Genomic DNA, 10,452 nt, shown 5'->3' on the forward strand with positions numbered 1-10,452 from the left:
TGGTCGCGGCGATCAGAACCCACAAGGATGTGAGCCAGGAATGACAGACCGTGTACGGCAGCAGGGCACAGGCCTCGACGAAGCGACGTTGTTGACGCGTCTTCGCGAGGCCTTTTTCACGCATATCGACGAGGGTGACAGCGACGACGTCATCAACGGTCGATCGGATCGAGTCCTGCTCGCGCATCTTGCGCTCGGGCGGCAACGGACACCGGGCACGGCCGTATGGCGTGTGTACCGCCCGTCAGGATCCGAGGGGCTCGGCGCTGCTGTTCAGATCGTCACCGACGACATGTCGTTGCTCGTCGAGTCCGTCACGGCGATGCTCAACCGACAAGGTGTGGGAATCAGTCAATTCGCCCACCCGATCCTGACCGTCGAACGCGATGGCGCTGGCAATCTGATGTCCTTGGGCGACAGCGGTATCCAAGAATCCTGGATGCACGTCCAGTTGGATTCCGAAGTCGAGGATTCCGCGCTCGACGCGATCGAAGCGCACCTCGGCAAAGTACTCGCAGACGTCCGTCAGGTGGTTGGCGACACCCCGGACATGAAGGCATTGCAACTGCGCGTTGCCGACGAGTTGGCGAGCGCCGCCGAAACCGCCTCCGGCAGGATCACCCCCGAAGAGTTCTCCGACACCGCTCGACTGCTGCGGTGGATGGCCGACGGAAATTACGCCGTTCTCGGGTACCGGCGATTCGAGGGCACGAAGGACGGATCACGTACGGTCGCGGGTAGTGGACTCGGTGTGCTGCGCTCCGACGCGGTCACCGAGGGCCCGATGAGCTTGCCTCCCGTCGCAGATCTCCCGGATCGACCGCTTCTGGTCCTGACTCAGGGATCGTTCCCCGCCACGGTGCACCGCGCTGTCTACCCGTACTTCGTGGGCGTCTCGATCCTCGACGACAACGGAAACATCGTGGGGGAGCACAGGTTCCTGGGAGTGTTCACCGTTGTCGCCCTCCACGAGAACGTCCTCGCGATTCCCCTGATCGAGCGCCGCGTCCGCGAAGTAATCGCGCGTGCCGGTGTCGACCTGCATTCGTACTCCGGTCAGGCGATGCTCGAGGTCATCCAGTCGTTCCCGCGCACCGAGTTGTTCTCGAGCGATGCCGAGACCTTGTTCGAGACCGTGCACGCCGTGCACAGCATCGGATTGCGTCGGCAGGTGCGACTCTTTGTCCGCGAGGACACGTTTGGCCGCTTCGTATCCTGCCTGGTGTATCTACCTCGCGACCGGTACACGACGCGGGTGCGACTGGCGATGCAAAGCCTGTTGTGGCGCGAATTCGGACCAGGCACAGTCGATTACACCGCCCGGGTTACCGAGAACGATCTTGCGTTGTTGCACGTGACGATCCGGCGCGATCCGGCCAGCGAACCGGTTCATCTCGATGTCTCCGAGGCCAACCGCGAGCGAGTTCAGGCGCTGTTGACCGAAGTCAGTCGTAGCTGGGACGACCGCATCAACGACCTTGTTCGCGAAAGTCCGGGTGTGGATCCGGAACTGGTGCAGCGGTATTCGCGGGTACTGCCGGACGGATACAAAGAGGACTTCGAGCCGTCGCGGGCGCTCGCCGACATCGCCAGGCTCGAGGCGTTGGCACCGGGCGCGATCGACGTGCTGCTCTATCGCGCCGTCGACTCCGCGCCTGGCGCCTGGCGCTTCACCCTCTTCGTCGGCGGCGACGGTATCTCGTTGAGCCAGGTCCTGCCGGTGCTGCAGTCACTCGGCGTCGAAGTTCTCGACGAGCGGCCGCACGTCGTACAGCGCCTCGACGGCGTTCAGTGCTGGATCTACGATTTCGGACTGTCGGTACCGGCGGATCTTCGGGCGTCGGTGGAGATCGACCTCGATGCGCAGGTGCCACTCGAGACCAGTACCGCCCCGCTGACCGAGGTCCAGAAGCGGTTCACAGCCGCGTTCGGTGCAGTCTGGTTCGGCCGGGCAGAAGCTGACCGATTCAACGAGTTGGTGCTACGCGCCGGTATGTCCTGGCGTCAAGCCGTGGTGCTGCGCGCATACGCAAAGTATCTGCGGCAGGCCACATTTCCGTACAGTCAGTTCCACATCGAAGGAATCGCACTCACGCATCCGCAGACCGCGTTTGCATTGGTCCAGTTGTTCGAGGCGATGTTCGACCCCGAGAAACAGGACGACATCCGCGTCGCGGAATTGGACGAGCAGTTGCGTGCATCCATCGACGAGGTACTCAGCTTGGATGCCGATCGCATTCTGCGTGGAATGTTCTCGTTGGTGAAGGCGTCCTTGCGTACCAATTTCTACGTCGTCGACGCCGATGGTCGTTCTCGTGACTATCTGTCGGTCAAACTGGATCCCTCACGGATCAGCGAGTTGCCCAAGCCGCGGCCGGCTTTCGAGATCTACGTGTACTCGCCCGAGGTCGAAGGCGTGCACCTGCGATTCGGCGCCGTCGCGCGCGGCGGGCTCCGCTGGTCCGACCGGCGCGAGGATTTCCGGACCGAGGTGCTGGGCTTGGTGAAGGCGCAGGCCGTCAAGAACGCGGTGATCGTCCCGGTCGGCGCCAAAGGCGGCTTCGTCGTGAAGAATCCGCCTCTGCCGACGGGCGATCCGGCCGCTGATCGAACAGCGACGCTGGAAACCGGCAAGGCCTGCTACACCACGTTCATTTCCGGATTGCTCGACATCACGGACAACGTGCACGCCGCCACCGGCGAAGTTGTGACGCCGGATCGAGTGGTACGCAAGGACGATCAGGACCGCTACCTCGTCGTCGCCGCAGACAAGGGCACGGCGACGTTTTCCGATCTCGCGAATTCGGTTGCCGCCAAGTACGACTTCTGGCTCGGCGACGCGTTCGCTTCCGGCGGTTCCGTGGGATATGACCACAAGGGCATGGGTATCACCGCCCGGGGCGCCTGGGAAAGCGTCAAGCGGCACTTCCGGGAACTCGGTGTCGACACGCAGGCCGAGGATTTCACGACGGTAGGCGTCGGCGACATGAGCGGTGACGTGTTCGGCAACGGAATGCTGCTCAGTCGCCACATCCGACTGGTGGGCGCGTTCGACCATCGACACATCTTCCTCGATCCGAACCCTGACGCAGCGAGTTCGTTCGTGGAGCGTCAACGGCTCTTCGAGTTACCTCGGTCGTCGTGGGCCGACTACGACACCAGCCTGATCAGTGAAGGCGGCGGGGTCTGGGATCGCACGGTCAAGTCGGTCCCGATCGCCGAAAGCGTTCGGGTCGCACTGGGGTTGGCCGAGGGAGTCACGAAGCTCTCTCCGCCGGAGTTGATGCAAGCGATCCTGTCCGCGCCCGTGGACCTACTCTGGAACGGCGGAATCGGTACGTACGTCAAAGCGTCGACCGAGACCAATGCGCAGGTTGGCGACAAGAGTAACGACGCCGTACGTGTCGACGGTCAAGATCTGCGGGTCAAGGTGATCGGCGAAGGTGGCAACCTCGGCGTGACGGCTCTGGGACGAATCGAGTTCAGCGCCAACGGCGGTCACATCAACACCGACGCCATCGACAACTCGGCCGGCGTCGACTGCTCCGATCACGAAGTGAACATCAAGATCCTTCTCGATTCGCTCGTGCGCTCGCAGTTGCTGCCGTCACCGGAACGCAATCCGCTACTGGCGTCGATGACCGATGACGTGGCCGCATTGGTGTTGGCGGACAACATCGCTCAGAATGCTCTGCTCGGAATCTCGCGGGTGACCGCGCCGCAGATGCTCGGTGTTCACCGGCGTCAGTTGACGGACTTGAGCAAGGCACGTGGCCTGGACCGCAAGCTGGAGGCGTTGCCGACCGACAAGGAGATCGAGCGTCGACTCGAGGCCGGTGTGGGTCTGACGTCGCCGGAACTGGCGACGCTGACGGCGCACGTCAAGCTTTCACTCAAGGACGATTTACTCGCAACCGAGTTGCCGGACAACGATTTCTTCGCCCAGCAGATCCCGCAGTACTTCCCGACCGCTGTTCGCGATCGGTTCGAAACGGAGATCAAGGCCCACCCGTTGCGTCGGCAGATCGTTGCGACGATGCTCGTCAACGAAGTGATCGACAACGGCGGAATCACCTACGCCTACCGCTTGGCCGAGGAGACCGGAGCGAGCAGTACAGACTCGATTCGTGCCTACGCCGCTGTGCGGGAGGTCTTTGCACTCGACGAGGTGTGGTCGCGAATCCGTTCGGCGGGCGTCAGTGCAGAGATCGAAAACGAGTTGATCGTGGAATCATGCCGACTGCTCGACCGGGCGTCGCGATGGTTCCTGGCCAATCGGCCCCAGCCGATCGCAGTCGGCGCCGAGGTTGCGCGTTACTCGGCAGCGTATCGGGCGACGGCCCCGCTGGTTCCCGGACTGCTCGCCGGCCATCAGCTCGACGATCTGCTGGTGCGCGCGCAGTCGGTGATCGACCGTGGGGCTCCGGAAGCGTTGGCGCTGGACGTGTTCCGGCTGCTCGACGTCTACTGCCTGCTCGACATCGCGGATATCGCCGACATCGCAGATCACGACATCACCGAAGTCGCGGAGCTGTACTACGCCTTGGACGCGCATCTGGGAATCGACTGGTTGCTGAGCGCGGTCTCGGGACTCGAGCGCGGCGATCGTTGGCACTCGCTCGCGCGGCTCGCGTTGCGAGACGACCTCTACAGTTCGCTTCGGCAGCTCACGATGGAGGTTCTGGCGGGCGGCGAGCCGGGGGAGTCGCCGCAGGAAAAGATCGACGAATGGGAATCGACCAACGCCTCGCGCCTGAGCCGGGCGAGGGCAGCTCTCGTCGAGATCTTCGAGTCTGGGACGCTTGACCTCGCGACGCTCTCGGTGGCGGCGCGTCAGGTTCGTAGCATGGTGCGCAGCATGGGCACCCGATCGGAGGTAGGACGTTGAGCGAAGGATTCCACGCCGAAGTAGTGGTTCGGTGGTCCGACATGGATGCCTTCCAGCACATCAACCATGCACGGATGGTGACGTTGCTCGAAGAGGCGCGGATTCCTTGGTTGTTCGAAGACTCACGCCCGACGGTCACCTTGCGTGACGGGGCCGTGATTGCCGATCTCCATGTGCGGTACCGCGGCCAACTGCGGCACGACGATTCACCGCTCGACGTCTTCATGTGGGTGGAAAAGGTGCGCGCGGTGGACTTCACCATCGCGTACGAAGTTCGCCCGCGCGGCGCCGATCTCAGCTTCCCGCCGTCCATCGTGGCGTCGACTCAGATCGCGGCCTTCGACATCGACACACAACGTCTGCGCCGTCTCAGCGGCCCTGAGCGCGAGTACCTGGAGAGCTGGCAACGTGCATGAACGTGTACTGACCGTGCCCGAGGAGTCCGAGCGAAGGAACTTGGCCGGCTTCATCGGTCATGCGCTGCGCTTGGACGAGTCCACGGTCATCCGGATGCGTCGACGCGGAGATGCCCACCTGAGTGTCTGGGCACCAACGGGTTTCGACGCTCTGGCAACGCGAACCGTGGCGGGCACCATCAACCCCGACGACACCTCGGCTGCCGGGGATCAATTGCTCGCTGCCGTGGAGCAGGCAACGGGTGAGCTGATCGATCCGGGGTTCGCCATGGATTCGGCGTGGCGTGGGGCGTTGCCGCCCACGGACGGCTTCGAGCACCTGGACGACGTACCCGCCCGGGTGCTGATCGAACTGGCCCAGCGGGGCAACGCCTTGGCCCAGGAGCATGGCAGCAGTCACGGTCCGCCGGCGTCGTTGCTCGATCAGGACGTACTCGAGGTCAGTGGTCCGTCCGGCACGGTCGGGATCTCGATGCGAGTTATTTTTGCCTTGACCGCAATGGGATTCGTTCCGCACGCCGGATCCGAAGCGATGACTGCCGACATCGATCTCGAGCAGATCGACGCGTCGGAGTTGGTTCGGGTGCGGGCAAGCAAATCCTGGGTGCGCCTCGATGCACGATTCGGCTCGATCTACCGTCACCGCGGAGGTTCGATACCGCTGATGGTTGCACGGTAGGAGTTCAGACGGCGGCCACCACTGGTGCAATGGGGCCGCCGCCTGACGACGTCCGAGAGTGTCGGTCAGATCAGCCACGCCGCCGCGTTGACGGGCAGTTGACCGTCGACGAGAGGCGCGCTGCTCAGTAGCAGCTGCCCGCTCGGCAGCGCGATGGGCACCTCCGTCGTGTTGAGAGCACAGATCAGACCACCGCGCCGACGGAAAGCGAGGCAGCCGGGGGGACTGCCGTACCAATCGATGTCGGTTCCGGAGAACTCCGACCTGGCGCTACGAAGTTCGAGGGCGGCGCGATAAAGCGAGAGCATCGAGTCCACGTCCTCGATTTGCGCCTCCACGGTGAGCGTCGACCACTCGGGTGGCATCGGCAACCAGGTGCTTGCGCCGGTGGTGAAACCGAAGGGTGGTTCGGTTCCTTCCCACGGAAGGGGCACGCGGCAACCGTCACGTCCGCGCTCGGCATGCCCGGATCGTTCCCAGACCGGGTCCTGTAGCGCGTCATCGGGCAGGTCGACGTTCGGCAGACCGAGTTCGGCTCCGTTGTAGATGAAGCTCGCGCCCGGGAGCGCCAGCTCGACGAGGATCATTGCCCGAGCGCGTTGCGTCCCGATCTCGCCCCCGCCGTAGCGCGTGACTTCACGTTCGACGTCGTGGTTCGACAATGTCCACGTGGGCACACCTCCGACCTCGGCGACAGCTGCGAGGGAGTTCTCCACGGCCTCTCGGACGGACTCGGCCGAGAACTCGGTTTCTGCGAGTCGGAAGTTGAATCCGAGGTGCAGTTCGTCAGGCCGGATGTATTCGCCGAACTTCTGGTTGTCTTTCACCCAGATCTCGCCGACGGTCATGGCCTCCGGGAACTCGTCCATGACCTTGCGGATTCCGCGGTGGATTTCGTGAACGGCCGGATTGTTGAACCGCGGGTCGTCGTCGGAATTGCGCATGAGCTCGTTGAGCTCCCAGTCGTGGTCCGGCAAACCGTCGGGCTTGGCCATTCCGTGCGCCACGTCGATACGGAATCCGTCGATTCCGCGTTCGAGCCAGAAGCGCAGAGTCTTCGCGAGGTCGTCGAAGACCTCGGGGTTGTCCCAGTTCAGGTCCGGCTGCTCCTTGGCGAAGATGTGCAGGTACCACTGACCGGGTTTTCCGTCGGCTTCGGTGACGCGGGTCCATGCCGGGCCGCCGAAGATGCTCGGCCAGTTGTTCGGCGGTTCGCTGCCGTTCTCACCTTTACCGTCTCGGAAGATGTAGCGGGATCTCTCCACAGAGCCGGGCGCTGACGCCAGTGCCGCCTTGAACCACTCGTGCTGATCACTGGTGTGGTTCGGGACCAGATCCATGGTGACCTTGATTCCGCGTTCGTGAGCCGACGCGATCAGCGAATCCATCGTCGCCAGATCGCCGAACAAGGGATCGATGTCGCGAGGATCCGAGACGTCGTAGCCGTGGTCGGCCATCGGTGACTTCATTACCGGGCTCAACCAGATCGCGTCGATACCGAGAAGCTCGAGGTAGCCGAGTTTCTCCTCGACTCCGCCGAGGTCGCCGATCCCGTCACTGCCCGAATCGGCAAAAGAACGCGGATAGATCTGGTAGAAGACCGCCTCGTTCCACCACGGGGCTTCGGGCCGGCTTACAGAGGACGAATCCGCGGGGGTGCTCACAGCAGTTCATAGTGCCAAACGTCCGGCACTCTCACGACTTGGACACGGCAAAAGCGTGACTCTTTACCTAGCCTTGGTGTACTTTGCATTGACGCGGTGACACCATGTGGCAACTTTGATGTTACTGCCGGGGGAGAAAACATCGAGAATTCAACCAGGGGGGCTTGGCCTTGACTTTGTCGGCAATCGAAGCGGTCAGTTTGGATCACGTATTGCTCGAAGATGATCCGATCAACCGGGACTGGATAATCTCCGGCACACCAGCTGCGCGGTCGGCGCAATGGTCGGTGAGTAAAGACGGCACCACGACCACGCACGTCTGGGATTGCACGAAGGGGCGCTTTCGCTGGTACTTCCATGCCGACGAGATCGTGCACATCATCGAGGGGTCGGTCACCGTTCAGGCCGACGGAATCCCGAAGCGAACCCTGGGAGTCGGTGATGCCGCACTCTTCCGTGCGGGCAGTTGGTCGGAGTGGGAGGTCGACGAGTACGTGCGCAAGCACGCAATCTTGAGTTCACCCCTGCATCCCACGGTGTCGTTCGGAGTACGAGCAGTCCGCCGAGTCGCACGCATGCTCAGACCGAAGGCGAAGTAGACGCTCAGATGGCGGAGTTCACCATGGACGCAGCTGCCATCTCCATGTAGTCGATCAACTGCTTGCGGTGCACTGGGCTCAGAGTCTTCTCGTCGATGGACGCGATGGCGACGTGCATGCACCGCAACCATGCATCACGCTCGATCGGGCCGATCACGAAAGGATTGTGGCGCATCCGCAGACGCGGGTGCCCACGTTCCTCCGAGTACGTGTGCGGCCCGCCCCAGTACTGTTCGAGGAACATCCGCATCCTCCGCTCGGCCGGGCCTAGATCGGCCTCGGGGTAGAGCGGGCGCACAACCTCGTCCTTCGCGACTTCCTCGTAGAATCGCGCGGTGAGCTTGTGAAACGTCTCGGCTCCGCCGACGGCGTCGTAGAAGGTCTGCTGCACGTCGTGCTGTACGTCATTCATGGCAACTTCCATTGTGCCTGACGGCCGTAGTGGTCGGTTTCCGGGTCGAGGACGGTTGCATCAGGTCGGAGTGCGTACCCATTCACCGGAAATTCACCGGCCGTCCTGGCAATTTTGTTCGAAATGGGAGTGCGTAACGCGATCATCCGTGGTCAACTTGGGGGCAGTCTCCCGGAGGTCGTATGAAGAACCGACATGCTGCACGCAATCACCGACAACTCCAGCCCACTAGCGCGCGGAACGACCACGCGTTAGGGGCTGTTCTGGAAGTTGTTCCTGACGGGTTCGCTCACACTGCTGACCCACTTTTTTCCGAAGAACATTCTCGCCTCGAGATGTTCCCTCCCGATCGCGTCGTCCCCGAGTGGGTAAAACGTCGGGTGCTCCTGCTCAACGTCACCTACGAACCGCTGACCGCCCTTCCCGCACGGCGCGCGGTCGTACTCATGGCCTGCGGCAAGGCCGATACCGTCCACGAGGACGAACAAGGCCCGGTAGTCCATTCTGCGGACTGGTCGGTGCAGGTTCCCTCGGTCATTCGATTGCGCACCTACGTGCGTGTTCCGTATCGCGCCCGCATTCCGATGACCCGCGCCGCACTGATGCATCGTGACCATTTCCGATGTGCCTACTGCGGAGCCAAAGCCGAAACCATCGACCACGTTGTTCCTCGCAGCAGAGGTGGCGGGCATTCGTGGGAAAACTGCGTCGCGTGCTGTGCCCCCTGCAATCACCGCAAGGCCGACAAGATGCTCAGCGAACTCGGGTGGACCCTCCGTGCGGAATTGGTTCCGCCGTCCGGCCCGCACTGGCGTCTGCTCGCGGCAACCAAGGAATTGCATCCGGCGTGGATGCCGTATCTCGGCGTGGGCGCAGCCTGAGCTTTGTTTCGGCGTGGGCGCAGCTTGAGCTTTGTTTCAGTGTGGGCGCAGCCTGAGTCGTGTTCCAGCGCCGCCGAAACGAAATTGGCCGAGAATTTGTGGCCCTGACGCTTTCCTTCCTGGCGTTCTGGGCTACGTTATCTGGTGTGAGCATTCTCGAGGTAGTACTGATATACGTTGGGATTCCGGCCTTGATCACCGCGTTCTTCGCGGCTGCGTCCTTCCTCGGGAAGAAGACGCCGGGACCGGTTCCGCCGGCGTTCCATCTCGGTGAGTCGTGGGATCACGCTCCCGTGCTGTGGAGTGCTGTCGACGAGGTCACCGTTCGCGGTGGCCATCACGGCAGTGCACACGCAATCGAAGCCGGTTCGGCTGATCTGATCGGAGGGTCCGCAAGTGGCAAGTGGTGATCATTCGACCGCGCTCGCAGTAGCGCCCGAGGACCTGCCGGTCGGCAGCGTCGTCACGTCCAGCGGACGTGTTTCCGGTGTGCATCGCATCGGTGAGCCGTTCACCGACGATCTTCCGTTCGAGGCCATGGATCTGGTCGCGCTCGACGTCGCGATGACGGAAGCGACCCGGGCCACCAAGGTGCGATTCAACGCGTACATCGGTGATCTCGGTTCTGATCCGGCAGCGGGTGCCGACGCATTGTTCCCGACGACGCCCGAAGCCGAGCGTTCCGTCCTTATCGCAGTCTCGCCCAACCAGCGCACCGTCGAGGTACGCAGCGGGCGGGCAATCGCCGATCGGGTCACCGATCGCGTTACGCAGCTCGGAGCAACGGCAGCTGTTGCATCCTTCAGTGAAGGCAATCTGATCGACGGACTGATCAGCGCCATTCGCGTTATGGCAGCCGCAATTTCAGCGCCCTGACTTGTAAGACACAGGCCGGTGCCCGCTTCGATTCGTG

9 protein-coding genes are annotated in these 10,452 nt (G+C 62.8%); 7 read left to right on the plus strand and 2 right to left on the minus strand.

The window, feature by feature from the left end:
• Nucleotides 1-40 precede the first annotated feature (40 nt).
• Genes ACFT1A_RS28530 through ACFT1A_RS28540 form a run of 3 tightly spaced genes read left to right on the plus strand, consistent with a single transcriptional unit; the run spans nucleotide 41 to nucleotide 5,983 of the window.
• A complete protein-coding gene (locus ACFT1A_RS28530; protein WP_378449742.1) occupies nucleotides 41-4,888 on the plus strand; it encodes an NAD-glutamate dehydrogenase in 4,848 nt (1,615 codons plus the stop codon).
• A complete protein-coding gene (locus ACFT1A_RS28535; RefSeq protein ID WP_378449743.1) occupies nucleotides 4,885-5,304 on the plus strand; it encodes an acyl-CoA thioesterase in 420 nt (139 codons plus the stop codon). Before ACFT1A_RS28530 ends, ACFT1A_RS28535 begins: the two co-directional genes overlap by 4 nt.
• Complete coding sequence (locus ACFT1A_RS28540) at nucleotides 5,297-5,983, plus strand: hypothetical protein (protein ID WP_378449744.1); 687 nt, start codon at nucleotides 5,297-5,299, stop codon at nucleotides 5,981-5,983. The genes ACFT1A_RS28535 and ACFT1A_RS28540 overlap by 8 nt, the downstream gene beginning before the upstream one ends.
• Nucleotides 5,984-6,048: 65 nt before the next feature.
• Here the strand turns inward: ACFT1A_RS28540 and ACFT1A_RS28545 are convergent, their stop codons facing one another.
• Nucleotides 6,049-7,647: a glycoside hydrolase family 13 protein gene (locus tag ACFT1A_RS28545; protein ID WP_378449745.1), complete on the minus strand. Its 1,599-nt coding sequence runs from the start codon at nucleotides 7,645-7,647 to the stop codon at nucleotides 6,049-6,051.
• 170 nt (nucleotides 7,648-7,817) lie between these two features.
• Between ACFT1A_RS28545 and ACFT1A_RS28550 the strand changes: the two genes are divergently transcribed.
• Complete coding sequence (locus ACFT1A_RS28550) at nucleotides 7,818-8,246, plus strand: cupin domain-containing protein (RefSeq protein ID WP_378449746.1); 429 nt, start codon at nucleotides 7,818-7,820, stop codon at nucleotides 8,244-8,246.
• Nucleotides 8,247-8,250: 4 nt separating this feature from the next.
• On the opposite strand, the gene ACFT1A_RS28555 is transcribed toward ACFT1A_RS28550, so the two are convergent.
• Nucleotides 8,251-8,658, minus strand: a complete 408-nt coding sequence (locus tag ACFT1A_RS28555) for a globin (protein ID WP_003944464.1) — start codon at nucleotides 8,656-8,658, stop codon at nucleotides 8,251-8,253.
• A gap of 182 nt (nucleotides 8,659-8,840) precedes the next feature.
• Here ACFT1A_RS28555 and ACFT1A_RS28560 point away from each other — a divergent pair, with 182 nt between their 5' ends.
• From ACFT1A_RS28560 to ACFT1A_RS28570, 3 genes are all read left to right on the plus strand, one after another.
• Nucleotides 8,841-9,539 carry an HNH endonuclease gene (locus ACFT1A_RS28560; protein WP_378449747.1) on the plus strand — a complete coding sequence of 233 codons (699 nt, stop codon included), beginning with the start codon at nucleotides 8,841-8,843 and terminating at the stop codon, nucleotides 9,537-9,539.
• Nucleotides 9,540-9,685: 146 nt separating this feature from the next.
• The gene (locus ACFT1A_RS28565) at nucleotides 9,686-9,949 is read left to right on the plus strand and encodes a hypothetical protein (RefSeq protein WP_007730943.1); all 264 of its coding nucleotides are present in this window, start codon (nucleotides 9,686-9,688) and stop codon (nucleotides 9,947-9,949) included.
• Nucleotides 9,936-10,415: a DUF5130 domain-containing protein gene (locus ACFT1A_RS28570; protein ID WP_378449748.1), complete on the plus strand. Its 480-nt coding sequence runs from the start codon at nucleotides 9,936-9,938 to the stop codon at nucleotides 10,413-10,415. The genes ACFT1A_RS28565 and ACFT1A_RS28570 overlap by 14 nt, the downstream gene beginning before the upstream one ends.
• The last annotated feature ends 37 nt before the right edge of the window (nucleotides 10,416-10,452 follow it).

Origin of the sequence: Rhodococcus sp. NPDC057135 (assembly GCF_042670865.1) — a bacterium.
Taxonomy (GTDB): domain Bacteria; phylum Actinomycetota; class Actinomycetes; order Mycobacteriales; family Mycobacteriaceae; genus Rhodococcus_F.

What these genes read in the sequence shown, in the direction of transcription:
- ACFT1A_RS28530 (WP_378449742.1), top strand. Translation starts at nt 41, where the DNA reads ATGACAGACCGTGTACGGCAGCAGGGCACAGGCCTCGACGAAGCGACG.
- ACFT1A_RS28555 (WP_003944464.1), bottom strand. Translation starts at nt 8,658, where the DNA reads ATGAATGACGTACAGCACGACGTGCAGCAGACCTTCTACGACGCCGTC.
- ACFT1A_RS28560 (WP_378449747.1), top strand. Translation starts at nt 8,841, where the DNA reads ATGAAGAACCGACATGCTGCACGCAATCACCGACAACTCCAGCCCACT.